22 protein-coding genes and 1 tRNA gene are annotated in these 20,821 nt (G+C 69.4%); 13 read left to right on the top strand and 10 right to left on the bottom strand.

Features of this window, described 5'->3' with window-relative positions:
- The first annotated feature begins 27 nt into the window (after positions 1 to 27).
- The 6 genes from Y710_RS16535 (at position 28) to Y710_RS16510 (ending at position 4,166) form a co-directional block, all read left to right on the top strand.
- Positions 28 to 621: a rhomboid family intramembrane serine protease gene (locus Y710_RS16535; protein ID WP_006898224.1), complete on the top strand. Its 594-nt coding sequence runs from the start codon at positions 28 to 30 to the stop codon at positions 619 to 621.
- A complete protein-coding gene (gene murI, locus Y710_RS16530) occupies positions 618 to 1,421 on the top strand; it encodes a glutamate racemase (protein ID WP_062367962.1) in 804 nt (267 codons plus the stop codon). Before Y710_RS16535 ends, murI begins: the two co-directional genes overlap by 4 nt.
- Positions 1,422 to 1,526: 105 nt before the next feature.
- Complete coding sequence (locus tag Y710_RS16525; RefSeq protein ID WP_006898226.1) at positions 1,527 to 2,303, top strand: cyclic nucleotide-degrading phosphodiesterase; 777 nt, start codon at positions 1,527 to 1,529, stop codon at positions 2,301 to 2,303.
- Positions 2,304 to 2,485: 182 nt separating this feature from the next.
- Complete coding sequence (gene rph, locus Y710_RS16520; RefSeq protein WP_006898227.1) at positions 2,486 to 3,244, top strand: ribonuclease PH; 759 nt, start codon at positions 2,486 to 2,488, stop codon at positions 3,242 to 3,244.
- The gene (rdgB, locus tag Y710_RS16515; RefSeq protein ID WP_062367955.1) at positions 3,241 to 3,873 is read left to right on the top strand and encodes an RdgB/HAM1 family non-canonical purine NTP pyrophosphatase; all 633 of its coding nucleotides are present in this window, start codon (positions 3,241 to 3,243) and stop codon (positions 3,871 to 3,873) included. The genes rph and rdgB overlap by 4 nt, the downstream gene beginning before the upstream one ends.
- Positions 3,870 to 4,166: a DUF2470 domain-containing protein gene (locus Y710_RS16510; RefSeq protein WP_062367956.1), complete on the top strand. Its 297-nt coding sequence runs from the start codon at positions 3,870 to 3,872 to the stop codon at positions 4,164 to 4,166. The genes rdgB and Y710_RS16510 overlap by 4 nt, the downstream gene beginning before the upstream one ends.
- Here Y710_RS16510 and Y710_RS16505 read toward each other — a convergent pair.
- Positions 4,160 to 4,531 carry a DUF3817 domain-containing protein gene (locus Y710_RS16505; RefSeq protein WP_039868175.1) on the bottom strand — a complete coding sequence of 124 codons (372 nt, stop codon included), beginning with the start codon at positions 4,529 to 4,531 and terminating at the stop codon, positions 4,160 to 4,162. The two genes, Y710_RS16510 and Y710_RS16505, sit on opposite strands and share 7 nt — an antisense overlap.
- 43 nt (positions 4,532 to 4,574) lie before the next feature.
- Positions 4,575 to 4,967, bottom strand: a complete 393-nt coding sequence (locus tag Y710_RS16500) for a glucitol operon activator (RefSeq protein ID WP_039868177.1) — start codon at positions 4,965 to 4,967, stop codon at positions 4,575 to 4,577.
- A 124-nt stretch (positions 4,968 to 5,091) separates the two neighbouring features.
- Between Y710_RS16500 and Y710_RS16495 the strand changes: the two genes are divergently transcribed.
- Entirely contained in the window at positions 5,092 to 7,677 is a 2,586-nt protein-coding gene (locus Y710_RS16495) for an ABC transporter ATP-binding protein/permease (RefSeq protein WP_331709909.1), read from the top strand.
- A complete protein-coding gene (locus Y710_RS16490; protein WP_062367958.1) occupies positions 7,674 to 9,431 on the top strand; it encodes an ABC transporter ATP-binding protein in 1,758 nt (585 codons plus the stop codon). Before Y710_RS16495 ends, Y710_RS16490 begins: the two co-directional genes overlap by 4 nt.
- Positions 9,432 to 9,450: 19 nt before the next feature.
- Here Y710_RS16490 and Y710_RS16485 read toward each other — a convergent pair whose 3' ends face one another.
- The 3 genes from Y710_RS16485 to Y710_RS16480 form a co-directional block, all read right to left on the bottom strand.
- Positions 9,451 to 10,113 carry a phosphatase PAP2 family protein gene (locus Y710_RS16485; RefSeq protein ID WP_006898236.1) on the bottom strand — a complete coding sequence of 221 codons (663 nt, stop codon included), beginning with the start codon at positions 10,111 to 10,113 and terminating at the stop codon, positions 9,451 to 9,453.
- A 235-nt stretch (positions 10,114 to 10,348) separates the two neighbouring features.
- Positions 10,349 to 11,050 carry a hypothetical protein gene (locus Y710_RS18815; protein ID WP_006898237.1) on the bottom strand — a complete coding sequence of 234 codons (702 nt, stop codon included), beginning with the start codon at positions 11,048 to 11,050 and terminating at the stop codon, positions 10,349 to 10,351.
- A 163-nt stretch (positions 11,051 to 11,213) separates the two neighbouring features.
- Positions 11,214 to 11,301, bottom strand: a tRNA-Leu gene (locus Y710_RS16480).
- 32 nt (positions 11,302 to 11,333) lie between these two features.
- Here Y710_RS16480 and Y710_RS16475 point away from each other — a divergent pair.
- On the top strand, positions 11,334 to 12,836 hold the full coding sequence (locus Y710_RS16475; protein ID WP_062367963.1) for a DUF7782 domain-containing protein: 1,503 nt from the start codon (positions 11,334 to 11,336) through the stop codon (positions 12,834 to 12,836).
- Between the two features lie 31 nt (positions 12,837 to 12,867).
- Here the strand turns inward: Y710_RS16475 and Y710_RS16470 are convergent, their stop codons facing one another.
- Both Y710_RS16470 and Y710_RS16465 read right to left on the bottom strand, forming a co-directional pair.
- Positions 12,868 to 13,482 (bottom strand): LysE family translocator, encoded by a 615-nt coding sequence (locus tag Y710_RS16470; RefSeq protein WP_062367959.1) that lies wholly within the window; start codon positions 13,480 to 13,482, stop codon positions 12,868 to 12,870.
- A gap of 3 nt (positions 13,483 to 13,485) precedes the next feature.
- Positions 13,486 to 14,136 (bottom strand): lysophospholipid acyltransferase family protein, encoded by a 651-nt coding sequence (locus Y710_RS16465; protein WP_006898240.1) that lies wholly within the window; start codon positions 14,134 to 14,136, stop codon positions 13,486 to 13,488.
- 62 nt (positions 14,137 to 14,198) lie between these two features.
- Between Y710_RS16465 and Y710_RS16460 the strand changes: the two genes are divergently transcribed.
- The gene (locus Y710_RS16460; RefSeq protein ID WP_231875772.1) at positions 14,199 to 14,720 is read left to right on the top strand and encodes a TetR/AcrR family transcriptional regulator; all 522 of its coding nucleotides are present in this window, start codon (positions 14,199 to 14,201) and stop codon (positions 14,718 to 14,720) included.
- Here Y710_RS16460 and Y710_RS16455 read toward each other — a convergent pair.
- Positions 14,717 to 15,949, bottom strand: coding sequence for a trans-sulfuration enzyme family protein (locus tag Y710_RS16455; protein WP_062367964.1), 1,233 nt, complete (start codon positions 15,947 to 15,949; stop codon positions 14,717 to 14,719). The two genes, Y710_RS16460 and Y710_RS16455, sit on opposite strands and share 4 nt — an antisense overlap.
- A gap of 252 nt (positions 15,950 to 16,201) precedes the next feature.
- Here Y710_RS16455 and Y710_RS16450 point away from each other — a divergent pair, with 252 nt between their 5' ends.
- On the top strand, positions 16,202 to 17,434 hold the full coding sequence (locus Y710_RS16450; protein WP_062367964.1) for a trans-sulfuration enzyme family protein: 1,233 nt from the start codon (positions 16,202 to 16,204) through the stop codon (positions 17,432 to 17,434).
- Here the strand turns inward: Y710_RS16450 and Y710_RS16445 are convergent.
- On the bottom strand, positions 17,431 to 17,952 hold the full coding sequence (locus tag Y710_RS16445; protein WP_231875772.1) for a TetR/AcrR family transcriptional regulator: 522 nt from the start codon (positions 17,950 to 17,952) through the stop codon (positions 17,431 to 17,433). The genes Y710_RS16450 and Y710_RS16445 overlap by 4 nt on opposite strands.
- 62 nt (positions 17,953 to 18,014) lie before the next feature.
- Between Y710_RS16445 and Y710_RS16440 the strand changes: the two genes are divergently transcribed.
- Both Y710_RS16440 and Y710_RS16435 read left to right on the top strand, forming a co-directional pair.
- Complete coding sequence (locus tag Y710_RS16440) at positions 18,015 to 18,665, top strand: lysophospholipid acyltransferase family protein (protein ID WP_006898240.1); 651 nt, start codon at positions 18,015 to 18,017, stop codon at positions 18,663 to 18,665.
- 3 nt (positions 18,666 to 18,668) lie between these two features.
- The gene (locus tag Y710_RS16435) at positions 18,669 to 19,283 is read left to right on the top strand and encodes a LysE family translocator (RefSeq protein ID WP_062367959.1); all 615 of its coding nucleotides are present in this window, start codon (positions 18,669 to 18,671) and stop codon (positions 19,281 to 19,283) included.
- A gap of 31 nt (positions 19,284 to 19,314) precedes the next feature.
- Here the strand turns inward: Y710_RS16435 and Y710_RS16430 are convergent, their stop codons facing one another.
- The gene (locus Y710_RS16430; RefSeq protein ID WP_062367963.1) at positions 19,315 to 20,817 is read right to left on the bottom strand and encodes a DUF7782 domain-containing protein; all 1,503 of its coding nucleotides are present in this window, start codon (positions 20,815 to 20,817) and stop codon (positions 19,315 to 19,317) included.
- Positions 20,818 to 20,821: the final 4 nt, after the last annotated feature.

A 20,821-nucleotide genomic window follows, 5' to 3' on the forward strand; every position in this document is an offset into this window, starting at 1 on the left:
CGTCTCCCGAAGCCGCGTCGGTCGCCGATGCCCAAGTGGGAGCGGTCGGGCATCACGATGGGCGTCATCGCCGTCGTGCTGCTGGTGGTCGAGGCGATCGACATGGCGACCGGTGGGGACCTCGACGAGTACGGCATCGTGCCGCGACGGCTGTCCGGACTCGACGGGATCATCTGGGCGCCGCTGCTGCACTCGGACTTCGCTCACCTGATCGGCAACCTGATCCCGGGCGTGGTGCTCGGCTTCCTGCTGCTGATGTCGGGACGCTTCCTGTGGGTGACGGCGATCGTATGGGTCATCAGCGGTCTGGGAGTGTGGCTCACCGCCCCGACCGGCTCGGTGACGATCGGCGCATCGGGGATCGTCTTCGGGTGGCTGGCGTATCTGCTGGTCCGCGGTCTCTTCAACCGCGACGTTTGGCAGGTGCTCGGCGGGGTGGTCCTGTTGGCGGTCTACGGTGGGATCCTGTGGGGCGTGCTGCCGCACGGAGGTGGAGTGTCGTGGCAGGGACACCTGTTCGGCGCCGTCGGCGGCGTGCTGGCGGCGTGGATGCTCAGCGACCGACGCGATCCGGGCAGCTCCGAGCCCCGACGACCAGAACTCAAGGGAGGCCCCCGATAACCGAGCTGCAAACCGGTCCCATCGGCATCTTCGACTCGGGCGTCGGCGGGCTCACCGTCGCGCGCGCGATCATCGATCAGCTGCCCGATGAGGATGTCATCTACATCGGCGACACCGCGAACGGGCCGTACGGGCCGTTGACCATTCCGGAGATCCGCAGGCATGCGCTGGCCATCGGTGACGAATTGGTGCACCGTGGGGTCAAGGCGATCGTCATCGCCTGCAACACCGCGTCGGCGGCCTGTCTGCGCGATGCGCGTGAACGCTATGCCCCGCTTCCCGTCATCGAGGTGATCCTGCCCGCCGTGCGTCGCGCGGTGGTCGCGACCAAGACCGGTCGGATCGGCGTCATCGGCACGGAGGCGACCATCGCGTCGCGCGCGTATCAGGACTCGTTCGCCGCGGCACGCGATGTGGAGATCACGGCCGTCGCCTGCCCGAGGTTCGTCGACTTCGTGGAGCGGGGGATCACCAGCGGACGCCAGATCCTGGGTCTTGCCGAGGGCTACCTCGAGCCGCTGCAGGAGGCCGGCGTCGACACTCTGGTCCTGGGGTGCACCCACTATCCGCTGCTGTCGGGTGTGGTGCAGTTGGTGATGGGCGATCAGGTGACGCTCGTGTCGAGCGCCGAGGAGACGGCGAAGGACACTGTCCGCGTCCTGACCGAGCGCGACGCCCTGCATCCGCACTCGAATCGCGTGGCCCGGCGTCATTTCTCCGCGACCGGCGATCCGGACTCGTTCCGCAAGCTCTCGACCCGGTTCTTGGGACCTTCGGTGGGCCACGTAGAGCATTTCTGACCACTCCCGTGTGGCGTTCGGCACGGTCGATGCAGTGCCAACTCACCGGTCACAGGAGGGCGGATTGATGCCGGATTTCCGGAGCGGCATGGCAGAGTGTGTCCCATGCGTTTGACGGTGCTCGGGTGTTCAGGGAGTGTGAACGGCCCTGGTGCACCGTGCTCCGGATACCTGGTTCAGGCCGACGGACACCCGCCGGTCTTGATCGATTGCGGACACGGTGTCTTCGGTGAACTGCAGCAACACGCGGATCCGAACCAGGTCGCCGTCCTGCTCAGTCATCTGCATGCAGACCACTGCATGGATCTGCCCGCAATGCTGGTGTGGCGTCGGTGGGCGCCGACTCCGGCCACCGAACGTTCCCTCCTGTACGGGCCGGAGGGCACGGCGCTGCGCGTCGGTGCCGGGGCGTCGGAGTACCCGGGCGAGGTGGACGACCTGTCGGACACCTACGACGTGCGCGAGTGGGTCGACCGCGAAGCCGTCGAGATCCACGGCCTCCACATCGAGCCGTACAAGGTGAACCATCCGCCGAGCACCTTCGGGTTGCGGATCGTCGGCCCCGACGGCGAGGTGCTCGCCTACAGCGGCGACACCGGCGTGTGCGAGGAGGTGGTCGATCTCGCGCGCGACGCCGACCTGTTCCTGTGCGAGGCGTCGTGGACGCACGAGCCCGGCGTCCGGCCCGAGGGGCTGCATCTCTCCGGGGTCGAAGCCGGACAGGTGGCCGCCCGCGCATCGGTCCGCTCGCTCGCCCTGACTCACGTGGTCCCGTGGGCCGACTCCGCCGCCATCCTCGACGAGGCGTCGGGCGAGTATGCGGGACCGCTGCAACTCGTCCACCAGGGTCAGGTCATCGAGGTCCGTAAGCCGGTCGCCTAGGTCGCCTCGCTGGTTGAGCCGCGACGGTCGCTTCCGGTCTGCCCGTTCTTGTATCCGCGCAGTTCGACGACGGACGCGCGCTCCCAGCCCGCGCGTTCGTCGCGGAGTTGCGCGGATGTGCTGCGCGCTGCCCGGCACCGCCTCGTCGGCGGATATGTCGGCCTGTCCAGTAAGGTCGGGGCGTGACTTCACGAGCAGACGGCCGGGCAGACGACGAACTCCGGCCCATCAAGTTCACCCGCGGTTTCACCTCTCATCCGGCCGGTTCGGTGCTGGTCGAATTCGGCAACACCCGCGTCATGTGCACCGCCAGCGTCACCGAGGGCGTGCCGTCGTGGCGGCGCGGATCGGGGCTCGGCTGGCTCACCGCCGAATACTCGATGCTTCCCGCCGCGACCCACGAGCGCTCGAAGCGTGAGTCGGTGCGCGGCAAGATCGGCGGACGCACGCACGAGATCAGCCGCTTGATCGGACGTTCGCTCCGCGCGTGCATCGATCTGGCGGCGCTGGGTGAGAACACGATCGCCATCGACTGCGACGTCCTGCAGGCCGACGGCGGAACGCGGACGGCGGCCATCACCGGCGCCTACGTCGCGCTCGCGGACGCCGTCACCTACCTCGGCGCGGCGGGCAAGCTGGCCGACCCGCAGCCGCTGTCGTGCATCATCGCGGCGGTGAGCGTCGGTGTGGTGGACGGCCGCGTCCGCCTCGACCTGCCGTACGACGAGGACTCGCGTGCCGAGGTCGACATGAATGTGGTCGCCACCGACGCGGGCACCCTCGTGGAAGTGCAGGGGACAGGCGAGGGCGCAACCTTCGCGCGCGGAACGCTCGACAAGATGCTCGACGTGGCCTGCGCCGGCATTGAGAACATCGTCGCCGCGCAGCGCGAAGTGCTGTCGCAGCCGTACCCCGGATCGCTCCCGGGCAGCGGGCAGTGACCGGGACGGTCCTGCTGGCGTCGAACAACGCCAAGAAGCTGGCCGAGCTGCGACGCGTCGTCGAAGCGGCGGGCATCACCGGGCTCGAGGTGCTCGGGCTGGGTGATGTCACGCGCTATCCGGAACCGGTGGAAGACGGTGCGACGTTCGAGGACAATGCGCTGCTCAAGGCTCGCGCGGCCGTCGCCGCAACCGGACTGCCATCGCTGGCCGACGATTCCGGCCTGGCCGTCGACGCACTCAACGGCATGCCGGGAGTCCTGTCGGCACGGTGGAGCGGTGGCGCCGGCGACGCCGCCAACAATCGCCTGCTGCTGGCCCAGCTCGCCGACGTACCGGACGAACGACGCGGTGCGGCGTTCGTCTCGGTGTGTGCGCTGGTGCTGCCGACGGGCGCCGAGACCGTGGTCCGCGGAGAGTGGCGCGGCACCATCCTGCGTGACGAGCGCGGCGCGAACGGCTTCGGTTACGACCCGTTGTTCATTCCCGATGACGAGGTGGCCGCCGGGCGCACCTCCGCGGAGCTGCCGCCCGCGGAGAAGGACGCGCTGAGCCACCGTGGCAAGGCGCTGGCGCAGTTGGTCCCGGCACTCCGGGCCCTCGCCGGCGCGGGCGGAGGAGACCGATGACCGTATTCGAGGACGCGGTCGTGACCGCTGTGCTCCGGCATATGAACGACGACCATGCGACCGACAATCTCGTCATTGTGCGAGCGTTCGCCGAACCCGACGCCACCGCCGCGGTGATGACGGGCTTCGACTCGGTTGCGGGGAAGTGGACGGCGACCGTCGACGGAGCGGACCGTCCCGTCCGCGTGCCGTGGCCGAACGAGCTCACCGACCGAGCGTCCATCCGTCGCGAGGTGGTCGCCCTCTACAAGGCCGGTGCCGAGCGCCTGGGGATCGAGCTAGACGATCACTGATCGAGCTTGAACTGCTCCTTCACATCGCGAGTGCGAATGTGCTCGAACCAGAAGGACAGGAACGGGATGGTGCCCGCGATCGCGGTCGCCACCAGCTTCGGCAGCGGCCACCGGACCTTGATCGACAGGTCGACGGTGCAGATCAGGTAGATGAAGTAGATCCAGCCGTGAGCGACGCCGACCCAGCCGAAGCCCTCGACTCCGAAGCCGAACTTTGCGATCATCTCGGCGCACAGGGCGAGCAGCCACACGCCGGTGACCCAGGCCAGAACGCGGTAGCGCAGCAGCGCGCTGCGGATCTGGGGGATGGTCGCAGTCACAGTCCCGTCCGGGGCGTCGTCGGCGGTCTTGGCGGATTCGGTCACGTCGTGGTCCTTCATCGGTCGCGCGGAGATTTCAGCTGATGCGTCAGTCGTGCGTCGGGTGTCTGTCGAGTTCGGCGAGGTATCTGTTGTACTCGGCCAGGTCGTCGTCCGGGGCGGCGTCGAGGATGGCCGCGACCGACGGGTCGTGTCGCGTGGGCCGCTCGGGAAGGACCCCCTCGGGTATCTCGGTCGGCTCGGCGCGGTCGCGGTGTTCAGCGTCCGGATCGGCTTCCATCACGACGAAGCGGCGATAGGCGTACACGACGGCCACCGCGAAGGCCGGCCACTGCAGGGCGTATCCCAGGTTCTGGCCGGTGCCCGTCGACGATTCGTAGCGGCCCCACTGCCACCAGGCGAGCGCCAGGCAAGCGCATGCCGCGACCGCCACCAGCGCGATCAGTGCGGGGCGGTGACGTCGTTTGGCGGGCGACGGCAGAGAGGACTTCACACTATCGAAGGTACCTGGTCGGCTGCCGTGCATCGGGCCCGGTGCGGCCGCCCTCACTGTGCGTTCTGCCACCAGTCTGCTACTAATTAGCCAAGCCTAATCTTAGGTTCGAGTGGTTGACGATGGGGTGGACATGGGCAAGGGCTTCCAGGGAGCGGTGCTTCGCGCTCTCGGAGCGAAGAATCATCCGGCGACGGTCACCGGTGTGCGGTGGATGACCGAACACGTCGTTCGCATCGAGTTCCAGTGCGGCGAGATCCTGCACGCGGGCGGCGAGAAGCCGGCCGCCTGGATCCGTGCTTGGTTCCCGGATGTGAACAACGCGGCCAAGTTCCATCAACGCGGATACACGCTGCTGGATCCGGACCCGGCGGCGGGGACGTTCGCGATCTGCTTCCTCGTCCACGATCCGGCCGGACCCGCGTCCACCTGGGCGCGCAATGCCGTCGTGGGCGATGAACTGCTGATGACACGGCTCGGCGGCGACGGCTACGACATCGCTGCGGACCGCGAGCGTCCGCGCGGATACCTGCTGATGGGAGACGTGGCGGCATGGCCGGCCATCGTGCGGCTGATCGAGGAGATCGGCGATGACATCCCGATCCGGGCGGTCATCGAGCACGAGAACGACGACGACCGCGATCTGCCGCTGCCGGAGCATTCGAACCTCACCGTCGACTGGGTGCCCACCAGTCCGGACCGCCGGGCGCTGACCGAGGCGATCGGCGAGGACGACTATCGCGGATGGCACACGTGGGTCACGGCCGAGAGCAAGGCGACGCGACTGGCCAAGGGCGCGCTCGCCCTGAACCACGAGCAGAACAAGGCCACCATGCACACCCAGGCCTACTGGATGGCCGGACGTGCGATGGGAAAACAGGTCGACACGGCGACTGAGGACACCGCCGTGTCGACCGCCTCCGAGACGGCGACGGACGATGTCGCGGAGGCCGCTCTGACCCCGTCCCGCGCCCCGAAGGCCGCAGCGCCCGCCGAGCCCGTCCTCAAACCCGCCCTTCCCGCGCTGATCGTCGCCGGTCTGTTCGCGCTCGTGCTCGCGGTGCTCGCGGTGGTGCCACTGGTGCTCTTCGCGGAGCTGGCGCGCTTGCTGGTGGAGGGGGCCGACCGCCACGAGCTGATCGACGTCGCGGTCACGGCACTGATCGTTCTGGTGGCGGGCGCCGCCGGCAGCGCGGTGCTGATCACCGTGCTGCACTTCTACGACCAGGTGTATGCCGCGGCGCTGCGGCGGCGAGTGCTCCACAAACTCACCCGACTGCCGCTCGGATGGTTCCTCGGTCGCCGCAGCGCGGAGGTCAAGAAGCTGGTCGCCGACGACATCTCGTCGCTGCACTACCTGGTGACCCACGCGGTGCCCGATCTCGTGACGGCGATCGTCACGCCGCTGGCGATCCTCGGGTACCTCTTCTCGGTGAACTGGGTACTCGCTTTGGTGCTGCTGGTGCCGGTACTTGGGTACATCGTCGCAATGGCACGCCTGGCGACTGCCGACAGAGCCCGCCTGGAACAGAAGATGCGATGGGACGCGACCCTGCCGGGCGACGCCGAACGCTACATCGGCACGCAGCAGGTCAGCCGCGTGTTCGGCGACGGCGCGATCACCGACCTGCCCGCCCGACTGCGGCGTCTCACCGAGTTCCTGAAGGACTGGCAGCGCGCCACGATCGATGCGAAGTCGGTGATTCTGCAGCTCAACCGGCCGACGACGTCGATGGTGGTGGTCGCGCTGGCGGGCACGGCACTGATCACCGCCGACCAGATGGACGCGGCCGCGATCCTGCCCTTCCTGATCCTCGGCACCTCGTTCGGCGACCGGCTGCTCGCCGCGTCGTACGCCGTCGGCGGACTGCGCGAGGGGATGAACGGCAAGACCTCGCTCGATCTGTTGCTGTCGAGCGGTGAGCTCGAACAGGCGGAGAACGGCAGCACCGGGCCGGAGCCGAGCGGCCCGGCGCGAGTCGAACTGCGCGGCGTCACCTTCGGGTACACGCCCGGTCGGCCAGTGGTGCGGGACCTGCACCTGGACCTGCCCGCGGGCGGGACGACGGCCCTCGTCGGACCGTCGGGTGCGGGCAAGTCCACCGTGGCGGCTCTGGTCGCTCGCCTGTGGGACCCGGATGCCGGCGCGGTACTGCTCGACGGCGTCGACCTGCGCGACATTCCCGAGGTGCAGCTTCGGCAGCGGATCGCCGTGGTGTTGCAGGACGTCCAACTCATCCGCGGCACCATCGCCGACAACATCGCGCTCGGCATGCCCGACGCGGATCGTGCGGCGATCGCGGAGGCGGCCCGGGCGGCTCACATCGCCGACCTCATCGAATCATTGCCCGACGGATACGACACGGTGGTCGATCGCGACAGCCTCTCCGGAGGCCAGCGGCAGCGGATCGCGATCGCCCGGGCGCTGCTCGGAGACCCGCGGTTCGTGGTCCTCGACGAGGCGACCGCCGCCGCCGACCCCGACTCGGAGTGGGAGGTGCGGCAAGGCCTGTCGAGGCTGTTGGCGGGGCGCACGGTGCTCATCGTGGCGCACCGACTGCACACCGTCGCCGACGCCGATCGGATCGTCGTCTTCGACGGCGGACAGATCGTGGAGCAGGGGACCGGACCGGAACTGATCGCGGCCGGTGGACGATACGCGGCGATGACCGCGCAGGCGCAGGAGGCCCTCCGATGAGTTCAGACTCGACCCGAATCCTGCCGACCGTCTTCGCCGACGTCCGCGTCATCACCGGCGCCGCAGGGCGGCCGCACCGCCTCGCCTTCTACGCGCTCACGACGCTGTCCACGGCGCTGCAGGCGGCGGCCGTGCTGCTGTCGATCCCGCTGTTGCGCGCGTTGTTCGGCGACACCCCGTCAGACGCGTGGGTCTGGGTGGCGGCGATGGTCGCGGTGCTCGCGGTCGGCTGGACCGCGGACATCCTCGCGACCCGCGCCGGACTCCGCGTCGGATTCGGCTTGATCGACGCGGCCGAAAGCGCCGGTGTGTCGGCCATCGGCCGGCTCGATCCGGCCGAACTCCACGGCGATCGTGCGTCCCGGCTGCGCGACCTGGTCACCAAGTCCGGCCCGGAGTCGGTCTCGGCGATCGTCCTGCTCTTCTCGCCGCTGATCCATGCGGCCCTGCTGGTGCCGATGCTGGCCGTCGGCCTGCTGTTCGTGTCGTGGCAGCTCGCGGTGGTCGCTCTCGTCGGCGGTATCGCCCTGCTCGGCGCCTTCTACGGCGGACGCCGGGCCGTCGCGAAGTCGGAGGATCGGTTCGCCGAGGCAGGCCGCGCGCTGGACGACCGCATGCTCGAATTCGGCTGGGCACAGCCCACGCTGCGCGCCGCGGGGGTCGGCACCGGCACCGTCGACGAGGTGCTCGCGGATTCGCGGCGGCGCGGTTTCCGGCTGCTCGCCTGGCAGATCCCCGGCGACCTGCTCTTCACCGTCGCCGGTCAGGTCGTTCTGCTGGCCTTCGGCGTCACGACCGGAGCGCTCTACCTCGACGGCACCCTCTCCGGAGTCACCGCGGCGGCGATGGTCGTCGTCCTGCTGCGGGTGGTGGAGACCACCGGTTCGCTCTCGCTGCTGGCCACCCCGATCGCCGGAGTGGAGCGATTGCTGGCACAGCTGCGCGACCTGGTCGTCGAGGATCTGGCTGCCGAACAGAACACAGTGCGGCGATCGACGTCGAACGACGCGCTCCGCGAAGCCTACGGTGCTCCCGTGCCGGTCCGTCTGAGCGAGGTCGGCTACACCTACCCGGACGGGACGCGGGCCCTCGACGGGGTGGAGCTGACCATCCCTGCCGGGGAGATCACGGTGCTGGTCGGAGCGTCAGGCTCGGGCAAGTCGACGTTGCTCGACGTCATCTCCGGGCTCCGCGAACCCAGCACCGGACGAGTCGACTTCGGCGGCGACGAGACGACTGCCGCGGGTCGGCTGCAGAACGCGTCGATGGTCTTCCAGACCACCTCGCTGCGGCCGGGGACGGTGCGCGAGAACGTGGTCACCAGCGCCGAGCCCGATCTCGTCGAGATCGCTGATCTCGCTCGACTCGACGCCGTGCTGGACTCGCTCCCCGAGGGCTGGGACTCGCGGATCGGCGACGGCAGCAATACCTTGTCGGGGGGCGAACGCCAGCGGGTCGGGCTCGCCCGCGCGCTGGCGAAGCCCGCCGGACTGCTGCTGGTCGACGAAGCGACGTCGTCACTCGACGTGATCACCGAACGCGCCGTGGTCGATTCGCTGCGGCGGATCCGCGGGACGCGGACGGTTGTGGTGGTGACGCACCGACCCGCGCTGGTGGCGCTCGCCGACTCGGTGATCGTCCTGGACCACGGCCGGGTGGTGGACTCGGGTGCGGTGGACGACCTGCTCGCGCGCGGCGGGGTGTTCGCCGACCTGTGGCAGCGGTGGCGAGAAGCGGAGGGCTGGCAGGTCTAGGGGTGCGCCCGGGGTGGTCTCACCGCACAGCCGCTCGCGACCGTTGCCAGTCCCGCACGTCGTGCTCGGTGTGAGCGCGTGCCGGCCGCGCGTTCCACGCCGGGATCAGCAGATCGACGACCGCCGCGACGGCGACCGCGAGGAGCGCTCCGCCGATGACGTCCGACGGTCGGTGCCATTGCTGGCTGACGACGGTGAACGAGACCACTCCGAGACCTGCCGTCGCGGCGATCGCCGCGAGCGGCCGCGCACGGCGGGGCGTGACCGCGCACAGGGCGATCCCCGCCGCGGCGAACGCGGCGACCGTGTTGGACGGGAACGAGTTGAGCGCGTTGCCGACGTCCAGCGGCGGTCGTTGCAGCTCGGATTTCAGGACGACCGCGAGCACCACGACGGCGCCGATCAGCAGGCTCGCGTGCAGGGCGAGCCGCCAGGATCGTCGCGCGAGACAGATCGCGCCGATCAGCAGGCCGCAGCCGGCGAGCACGGGGACTTGTATCTCGGCGAGCAGACCGCCCGTCGGAGCGTCGTTCCCGGTGCGCGCGCCCATCAGTTCCATCACGTCCTGATCGACCATCTGGCCCGCGTACGAGACGACGAGGAGCTCGTACGTCGCGGCGATGCCGAGCGACGCGAGGATCGCGGCCGCGAGGGCGGCGATCGGTGAAGTGCGATGCGTCATCCTTCGATGGTGCCTCGTGCGGTTGGCAGAACGCTCGTCCCGTACCCCGGGAGTGTCGTAGACCGGGACGCCGCTGACATCAGACGTGGCAAGGCGCGCCGAGGGCGATTTGCCCTCGGTACGCCTTGTGGCTACTGATCTCAGGCGCGACCCATAGGTGCGCGTGAGCAACCCGTCAGGACGCGAGACCCGGTGACAACACGATCGGGCTCGCGCTGGGATTCGATTTCCGGTTCTAGCTGGTGCGTCTGGTGGCGCGGCAGACCAAGGGCGTGTTCTTGTCCTCCTGCTCGTGAGCGACTCTCAGTTCCCCATTGATCCATACTTCGCATCGGATCGGCATGTAGTCGTAAGAGGTCACGGAGAAGCCGACGTATTCGGGTGTGGTGGCGAAGTGCAGTGTTTGTGACCAATAGTCGTTAAATCCGCCCTCGGGAGGTGAGTCGGGCGACAGTGTGCGCTGTTTATCAAATTGTCCGGTCTCAGGAATGATCGGTGCGTATCCGAAATCGAAAGCGAGGTGCCGGACGACGTACTTGACGGTGAGTCCGCGAGGTGGCGGCGTCTGTCGCGCTGTGGCAGTGAGCGAAGTTGTTGCCGGTATCGTCGTGGTCGACGGCATAGGTGGCAGTGGAAGCTGTACTGGTCGCAGTGACGTCGATGACGTCGGCGGCGAAGCGACCGCGGGCAGATATTGATACCGGACCAACAGCAGCGTGACCCCTATGGTCAGTGCGACGACCACCGCCAGCGCTATACCGCTGAGGACCCACAGTGCTACATTGCGTCGGCCCTTGGGTGGTATAGATCCGGGCTCTGTGTCCATGACCTTGCGTAGCGAATGCCGAGTGCATCGTGGGGTGCCGTTGAGCATCCGCACCGTTCCGACACATTCGTCGGTGACGCTCTGGTCCGCACATTCGAGGTTGTCGCTCACCGGTCGATCATTGCGGTCAATGGAGTCACTACCGGGAGAATCGACCGATTTGTCTGAAGTTGGCACTATTTGAACGCAGCGACTTCAAGCGCGCGACCCCGAGTGTGGTGCCCGAGCTCGCGCACACCTTTGAGGTCGGCCTGCCGGGTACAGGGGCGACTGCTGGTGCGCGAGAAGGGACTTGAACCCTCACACCACTAGTGGGTACTGGAACCTAAATCCAGCGCGTCTGCCAATTCCGCCACTCGCGCGTGCAGTGCAACTGTACCGGTACGCTCGTGCGGTGATTCGCTACCCTCTGGACGCTCCGGACATCGTCGACGCCCTCGGGGCGGACCTGCGCGCCGCCGGTTACACCTCCGACGGAATCGCCGACCTCCTCGGCGAGGAGGCCGGCCGAGCGCTGGTGAGCGGTGTGTGGTGGCCCGCTCTGCGTCAGACGCGGCGCGCGGCCCCCGACCGCGCGCCGCTCGCGACTCTGATCCGGCTGTTCCTGCTCGGCTCCACGGAACCGGCCGACGACGTCGCCGCCGCACTGCCCGGCGTCGGACTCGTCGCCCTCGTCGACCAGCAGGTGATCGAGCCCGCGGACGGCGGTGTGCGCGCCGTCCTCGACATCCGGCCGCACGGCAGCGACGACGCCGACCGGCTCGTGGTCGCCGATCAGGACGCCTCGATGCGTCCCGGCGCCGTGGCCCACGACCACGTGCTCGGCATCGGCGGGGCGTCGATGTCATTGGCGCAGGCGGTGATCCGCACGCCGTTCGCGCGGGCGCTCGATCTCGGAACCGGATGCGGCGTGCAGGCGCTGCACATGTCGTCGCACTGCGAGACGATCGTCGCCACCGACACCAACGCGCGGGCGCTGGCACTGGCGGCGGCTACGGCGCGGCTGAACGGACTGGACTGGGACCTGCGGGAGGGCAGCCTGTTCGAGCCGGTGGCGGGCGAGAGATTCGACCTGATCGTGTCCAATCCGCCGTTCGTCGTCGGCATCGGTGCGCAGGACTACATCTACCGCGACTCCGGGATGGCCGGAGACGGCATCAGCCGAAGCCTCATCGAGGGGATCGGCGAACATCTGAATCCGGGCGGCATCGCGCAGATCCTGGCGAACTGGGAGGTGCGCGACCTCGACGCATGGGACGACCGGGTCCGGGAGTGGGTGCAGGCGAGCGGTCTGGACGCCTGGGTGGTCCAGCGGGAACTGGCCGATCCCATCAGCTACGTCTCGCTCTGGGTCTCGGATGCGGGGGAGTCGGTGGTCGACGCGGCCGAGCGGGGTGCGCGGTGGCTCGACTGGTTCGAGTCCGAGGGGATCGTCGCCGTCGGCATGGGTTCGATCACCTTCCGCCGACCCGTCGAGGATCGTCCGGCCGATGTGGTGATCGAAGAGATCACCGCCGCCGGCCAGGAGGTCACCGGCTTCGAAGCGCAGGCCTTCTGGGCGCGGCGCGACTTCCTGCGTGAGAACTCCGACGCCGACCTGCTGGCCTCCCGGCTCAGCACCTCACCGGTGTTTCTGGAGACCCAGGCGCTCCCCGGCGACGACGGCTGGCAGCAGGTGAGCGCCTCGGTGACCCGCCCCGGCGGTCCGGGAGCGGTGCTTTCGGTGGACGAGGTGCTGACGTCGCTTCTCGCCGGCTGTCGCGGCCAGGTGCCGCTGGCCGCGCTGATCTCACTGCTGGCCGACTTCCACGGCGTGCACGCCGACGCGCTCGCCGCGGCGGCGATGCCGGCGATCCGCGAGGCCATCGGGCGCGGGATCCTCTACCGGGCCGACTGAACATCGAGCCGGTAGCGGAACGACGCCCCGGCTACTCCGTCGCCAGCCTCAGCCCGAAACCGACGAGCGCGAGACCGGCCACCAGATCGATGCGGCGCCGAATGCGGGGCGCACGCATCCAGGCGCCGATCCGGTCGGCGGCGACGATGAGCACTGCGAAGTAGACGCCGGTGAGCGCCAGATAGACCAGACCGAAGCCGAGCGTCGTCCATGCGACGGGCGCACCGTCCGGAACGAAGCCCGGCAGCAGGGTGATGAACATGATGCCGATCTTCGGATTGAGGATGTCGGTCGTGAATCCGGTGAGGAAGCCCGCCCGGCGCGACGACGGCGCCTCATCGACCGACGGCCCGCTGCGCAGGGACCGGATCGAGCGCAGCGTCTGGATGCCGAGCAGCACCAGGTAGCAGCCGCCGACGATCTTGAGCACCTCGTAACCGATCTCACTCATCTGCAGAATCGCCGAGAGACCGAGGACGGCGGCGAGGATCCAGACCAGCAGTCCGGTCATCACGCCCAGCGACGTCCGGACCCCGCCGGCCCGGCCGCCGCGGGCCAATCCGCGCATCACCACGAGGGAGTCGGGGCCGGGCAGCAGTACCAGGAGCGTCGACGCGAGAGTGAACGACGCGAGAGACGACAGCATCCGTCAATGGTAGGGCCGCGCGTACTCGTCGACGCAGGCGACGGAGCCGAGTGCGGCGATCGCGGCCATGACGGCGTCGGTGGCGCCGCGGACGTCGTGTGAGGCGCCGAGCAACTCATCGGCCGGCATCGGGTCGCCGATGCGGATGCGCACCGGTCCGCGACCGATCCGCCGGGTGCCGGGCGGATTCACCTCGCGCGTTCCCGAGAGTAGAACGGGGACGATGACGGTGCCCGGGACTCGCGCCGCGACTCGCATCATCCCGGTGTGTCCGCGGTGCAAACGCCCGTCGGGCGAGCGCGTGCCCTCCGGGTAGATGCCCCACGCTCCGCCCCGGGCGAGCAACTGCGCCGCAGCCTCGAGCGCGGCGTCGTCGCCCGACCGGTCGACCGGGATCTGACCGGTTCCGCGGAAGAACGCACGACTGACCGCGCCGCGGACTCCGGAACCCCGGAAGTACTCCGCCTTGGCGAAGAACGAGAGTCGGCGGGGTATGGCCAGCGGGAGGACCAGGGAGTCGATCTCCGCCAGGTGGTTGGCCGCCACGATGACCGGGCCACTGGTGGGAACGCGGTCGGCGCCGTCGACGGTGATCGGCACCCAGAGCCGGAGTGCGGGGCCGATCAGAACGTGTTTGCAGAGCGGATACAGCACGGGAGGCCTTTCGTAGACAGTGTCTACTGGACAGTGTGGGGGCGGCCGTAGACACTGTCAACGTGGTTGACGATCCGAGTACGCGCGCACGGCTGGTCGCCGCGGGGGTCGACCTCGTCGACACCGCGGGATTCGGTGCGGTGGGCGTGCGTTCGGTGGCCGCCCGGGCAGGCGTCTCGCACGGCGCTCCGCGCCGGTACTTCCCGACGCTCGAGAGTCTGCTGGCGGCGATCGCCGCCGAAGGCGTGGCCGATCTCAACGCCGCTCTCGCACCCGCCATCGCGAACGGCATCGGCGACGGCGCCGTCGCCTATTGGCGGTTCGCGCGCGCCCGGCCGGGCATGTTCACGCTGATCTTCCGGCACGACCTGCTCGACTCGGCCGGCGGCCGCCTCCGCGAGACCACGGGCGGCTGGTTCTCGGCCCTGGTCGAGGCGACCGGCGACGAACTGCGCGCCGTGTCGTGCTGGGCCGCCGTGCACGGTCTGTGCGTGCTGGCCGCGACCCGCGCACCAGAGGCCTTCGGGTTCGAGATCGACGAGAGCGTGGTGCGGCGAGTGGCCGAGGACCGGGCGCGAGGTTAGCCCGCGGCCGAGTCGAGGGCGGCCGCGAGGTCGGCCTTCAGATCGTCAACGTCCTCGAGGCCGACCGAGAATCGCAGGTGCCCGTACTCGCGGAAGCCCTCCGGGTAGGCGGCGACGCGCGGTCCGCTGGTGCCCACGTGCACGATCAGCGACTCGTCGTGGCCGACGGAGACCGCCGACGTCACGACCTTCAGGTCGTTCACGAAGCGGTTCTGCAGGTCCGGATCGCCTTTCAGTGCGAACGACATGATGCCGCCGAAACCGCCGATGCCGCGATCGCCCGCGCCGAACTGACGCTTGGCCAGCTCGTGCTGCGGGTGGCTCTCCAGACCGGGATAGGCCACGTAGGCGATGCGCTCGTCGGCCTCCAGGAACCGGGCGAGCTCCAGCGCCGACTCCTGATGCTGCCGCAGGCGCAGCGGCAGTGTCACCGAGCCGCGCATGATGAGCCAGGCGTTGAAGGGCGAGATCACGCCGCCGACGTCCACCATCGCCTCCGACCGGATCGGTTCCACGAGATCGGCACGCCCGATCACCGCGCCGCCCATCGCGTCGCCGTGGCCGTTGATGTACTTGGTGAGCGAATGCACCACCAGGCCGGCGCCGTCGTCGAGCGGGCGGTACAGCGGCGGGGGAGTGAACGTGGAGTCGACCATCAGGATGATGCCGCGGGCGTCCGCGATCTCCGCCAGCGCGGCGATGTCGGCGACCTTGGTGGTGGGGTTCGCGATCACCTCCGTGGCGATGAGTTTGGTCTCGGGACGGATCGCTGCGATCACGGCGTCGTGGTCGGTGATGTCGACGAACGTGGCCTCGATCCCGTACTTGCGAGGCAGCAGCGACGTCCAGAGCTTGTAGGTCGCCTCGTAGGTGGTGTCGGAGACGACGACGTGATCGGCCGCGTTGACATGCCCGAAGAACACCGCGTGCAGTCCGGCGACGCCGGAGGCGAGGACGACGGCGTCCTCACCGTGCTCGAGCGCGCAGAGCTTGTCCTGCAGCGCGATCTGATTGATCCCGGTGTTGCGGGTGTAGGTGAGGTGCTCGGGGTTCGACCAGTCCATGGTCGAAGGATCGGGCGGCAGGTTGTAGGAGTTCGCCATGATGATCGGCACGCGAATCGCCGCGCCGTCGCCGTCGGTGCCCGTGCCGGAGGCGTGATTGCCGCCGTGAACGCTCAGCGTCTGTTCACCGAGTGACCCGGGGACGCACTTATCGGGCCTGTTCATCTCGTCGTACTCCGTTCCGGGCACCTGCCCACTCGCGGCCGCAGCGCTGCGGCACCGCCAGCGTAAGACCGGGCGAAGCGCGCAGTCCGCGCAGGTCCCCGCGATGAACGGCGGCGCACCGGCATCGATGCCGGTGCGCCGCCGTTCATCGCGGGGACCTGCGCGGACTGCGCGCTTCGCCCGGTCTTACGCTGGCGGTGCCGCAGCGCTGCGGCCGCGAGTGGGCAGGTGCCCGGAACGGAGTACGACGAGATGAACAGGCCCGATAAGTGCGTCCCCGGGTCACTCGGTGAACAGACGCTGAGCGTTCACGGCGGCAATCACGCCTCCGGCACGGGCACCGACGGCGACGGCGCGGCGATTCGCGTGCCGATCATCATGGCGAACTCCTACAACCTGCCGCCCGATCCTTCGACCATGGACTGGTCGAACCCCGAGCACCTCACCTACACCCGCAACACCGGGATCAATCAGATCGCGCTGCAGGACAAGCTCTGCGCGCTCGAGCACGGTGAGGACGCCGTCGTCCTCGCCTCCGGCGTCGCCGGACTGCACGCGGTGTTCTTCGGGCATGTCAACGCGGCCGATCACGTCGTCGTCTCCGACACCACCTACGAGGCGACCTACAAGCTCTGGACGTCGCTGCTGCCTCGCAAGTACGGGATCGAGGCCACGTTCGTCGACATCACCGACCACGACGCCGTGATCGCAGCGATCCGTCCCGAGACCAAACTCATCGCCACGGAGGTGATCGCGAACCCCACCACCAAGGTCGCCGACATCGCCGCGCTGGCGGAGATCGCGGACGCCCGCGGCATCATCCTGATGGTCGACTCCACGTTCACTCCCCCGCCGCTGTACCGCCCGCTCGACGACGGCGCCGGCCTGGTGGTGCATTCGCTCACCAAGTACATCAACGGCCACGGCGACGCGATGGGCGGCGCGGTGATCGGGCGTGCCGATCTCGTGGAACCGATCCGGTCGGAGGCGATGGTGGACGTCGGCGGCGTGATCTCGCCCTTCAACGCCTGGCTCATCATGCGCGGCTCGGTGACACTGCCGCTGCGCCTGCGGCAGCATCAGGAGTCGGCGCTGGAGCTCGCCCGGTTCCTGGAGGCCGACGAGCGCATCGCCTACGTGGCCTATCCCGGTCTGGAGAGCCACCCGCAGCACGAGCTGGCCAAGCGTCAGTTCGGCGCGGGCGATCGCGGCATCGGCGGTTTCGGCGGCATCATGTCGTTCGCACTGAAAGGCGATCCGGACCTGCAGAACCGCTTCGTGAACGACCTGAAGGTCGTGACGTCGGCGGTCTCCGTCGGCCACGACGAGTCGCTGATCGTGCACGTGGGCACCAGCGGACCGCGCGTCGCCGCCTACCCGGAGGGCTTCCGCGAGTACGGGCACCTGCGATTCTCGGTCGGCCTCGAGGACGTTGACGATCTGAAGGCCGACCTCGCGGCCGCCCTCGACTCGGCCGCGGGCTAACCTCGCGCCCGGTCCTCGGCCACTCGCCGCACCACGCTCTCGTCGATCTCGAACCCGAAGGCCTCTGGTGCGCGGGTCGCGGCCAGCACGCACAGACCGTGCACGGCGGCCCAGCACGACACGGCGCGCAGTTCGTCGCCGGTCGCCTCGACCAGGGCCGAGAACCAGCCGCCCGTGGTCTCGCGGAGGCGGCCGCCGGCCGAGTCGAGCAGGTCGTGCCGGAAGATCAGCGTGAACATGCCCGGCCGGGCGCGCGCGAACCGCCAATAGGCGACGGCGCCGTCGCCGATGCCGTTCGCGATGGCGGGTGCGAGAGCGGCGTTGAGATCGGCCACGCCTTCGGCGGCGATCGCCGCCAGCAGACTCTCGAGCGTCGGGAAGTACCGGCGCGGAGCGCCGTGCGAGACGCCTGCCCGGGCGGCCACCGAACGCACGCCCACCGCACCGAATCCCGCGGTGTCGACGAGGTCGACCCCCGCGGCGACCAGCCGTGCGCGCGTACTCGGATCGTCAACCACGTTGACAGTGTCTACGGCCGCCCCCACACTGTCCAGTAGACACTGTCTACGAAAGGCCTCCCGTGCTGTATCCGCTCTGCAAACACGTTCTGATCGGCCCCGCACTCCGGCTCTGGGTGCCGATCACCGTCGACGGCGCCGACCGCGTTCCCACCAGTGGCCCGGTCATCGTGGCGGCCAACCACCTGGCGGAGATCGACTCCCTGGTCCTCCCGCTGGCCATACCCCGCCGACTCTCGTTCTTCGCCAAGGCGGAGTACTTCCGGGGTTCCGGAGTCCGCGGCGCGGTCAGTCGTGCGTTCTTCCGCGGAACCGGTCAGATCCCGGTCGACCGGTCGGGCGACGACGCCGCGCTCGAGGCTGCGGCGCAGTTGCTCGCCCGGGGCGGAGCGTGGGGCATCTACCCGGAGGGCACGCGCTCGCCCGACGGGCGTTTGCACCGCGGACACACCGGGATGATGCGAGTCGCGGCGCGAGTCCCGGGCACCGTCATCGTCCCCGTTCTACTCTCGGGAACGCGCGAGGTGAATCCGCCCGGCACCCGGCGGATCGGTCGCGGACCGGTGCGCATCCGCATCGGCGACCCGATGCCGGCCGATGAGTTGCTCGGCGCCTCACACGACGTCCGCGGCGCCACCGACGCCGTCATGGCCGCGATCGCCGCACTCGGCTCCGTCGCCTGCGTCGACGAGTACGCGCGGCCCTACCATTGACGGATGCTGTCGTCTCTCGCGTCGTTCACTCTCGCGTCGACGCTCCTGGTACTGCTGCCCGGCCCCGACTCCCTCGTGGTGATGCGCGGATTGGCCCGCGGCGGCCGGGCCGGCGGGGTCCGGACGTCGCTGGGCGTGATGACCGGACTGCTGGTCTGGATCCTCGCCGCCGTCCTCGGTCTCTCGGCGATTCTGCAGATGAGTGAGATCGGTTACGAGGTGCTCAAGATCGTCGGCGGCTGCTACCTGGTGCTGCTCGGCATCCAGACGCTGCGCTCGATCCGGTCCCTGCGCAGCGGGCCGTCGGTCGATGAGGCGCCGTCGTCGCGCCGGGCGGGCTTCCTCACCGGATTCACGACCGACATCCTCAATCCGAAGATCGGCATCATGTTCATCACCCTGCTGCCGGGCTTCGTTCCGGACGGTGCGCCCGTCGCATGGACGACGCTCGGCTTCGGTCTGGTCTATCTGGCGCTCACCGGCGTCTACTTCGCAGTGCTCATCGTCGCCGCCGACCGGATCGGCGCCTGGATGCGTGCGCCCCGCATTCGGCGCCGCATCGATCTGGTGGCCGGTCTCGCGCTCGTCGGTTTCGGGCTGAGGCTGGCGACGGAGTAGCCGGGGCGTCGTTCCGCTACCGGCTCGATGTTCAGTCGGCCCGGTAGAGGATCCCGCGCCCGATGGCCTCGCGGATCGCCGGCATCGCCGCCGCGGCGAGCGCGTCGGCGTGCACGCCGTGGAAGTCGGCCAGCAGTGAGATCAGCGCGGCCAGCGGCACCTGGCCGCGACAGCCGGCGAGAAGCGACGTCAGCACCTCGTCCACCGAAAGCACCGCTCCCGGACCGCCGGGGCGGGTCACCGAGGCGCTCACCTGCTGCCAGCCGTCGTCGCCGGGGAGCGCCTGGGTCTCCAGAAACACCGGTGAGGTGCTGAGCCGGGAGGCCAGCAGGTCGGCGTCGGAGTTCTCACGCAGGAAGTCGCGCCGCGCCCAGAAGGCCTGCGCTTCGAAGCCGGTGACCTCCTGGCCGGCGGCGGTGATCTCTTCGATCACCACATCGGCCGGACGATCCTCGACGGGTCGGCGGAAGGTGATCGAACCCATGCCGACGGCGACGATCCCCTCGGACTCGAACCAGTCGAGCCACCGCGCACCCCGCTCGGCCGCGTCGACCACCGACTCCCCCGCATCCGAGACCCAGAGCGAGACGTAGCTGATGGGATCGGCCAGTTCCCGCTGGACCACCCAGGCGTCCAGACCGCTCGCCTGCACCCACTCCCGGACCCGGTCGTCCCATGCGTCGAGGTCGCGCACCTCCCAGTTCGCCAGGATCTGCGCGATGCCGCCCGGATTCAGATGTTCGCCGATCCCCTCGATGAGGCTTCGGCTGATGCCGTCTCCGGCCATCCCGGAGTCGCGGTAGATGTAGTCCTGCGCACCGATGCCGACGACGAACGGCGGATTGGACACGATCAGGTCGAATCTCTCGCCCGCCACCGGCTCGAACAGGCTGCCCTCCCGCAGGTCCCAGTCCAGTCCGTTCAGCCGCGCCGTAGCCGCCGCCAGTGCCAGCGCCCGCGCGTTGGTGTCGGTGGCGACGATCGTCTCGCAGTGCGACGACATGTGCAGCGCCTGCACGCCGCATCCGGTTCCGAGATCGAGCGCCCGCGCGAACGGCGTGCGGATCACCGCCTGCGCCAATGACATCGACGCCCCGCCGATGCCGAGCACGTGGTCGTGGGCCACGGCGCCGGGACGCATCGAGGCGTCCTGATCGGCGACCACGAGCCGGTCGGCGTCGTCGCTGCCGTGCGGCCGGATGTCGAGGACGGCGCGCACACCGCCGTCCGCGGGCTCGATCACCTGCTGGTCGACGAGGGCGACGAGTCCGACGCCGGGCAGTGCGGCGGCGACGTCGTCGGCCGGTTCCGTGGAGCCGAGCAGGAACAGCCGGATCAGAGTCGCGAGCGGCGCGCGGTCGGGGGCCGCGCGCCGCGTCTGACGCAGAGCGGGCCACCACACACCGCTCACCAGCGCTCGGCCGGCCTCCTCGCCGAGGAGGTCGGCGATTCCGTCGGAGGTGTAACCGGCGGCGCGCAGGTCCGCCCCGAGGGCGTCGACGATGTCCGGAGCGTCCAGAGGGTAGCGAATCACCGCA

The organism is Gordonia sp. QH-12, assembly GCF_001578675.1.
Classification (GTDB): Bacteria; Actinomycetota; Actinomycetes; order Mycobacteriales; family Mycobacteriaceae; genus Gordonia; species Gordonia sihwensis.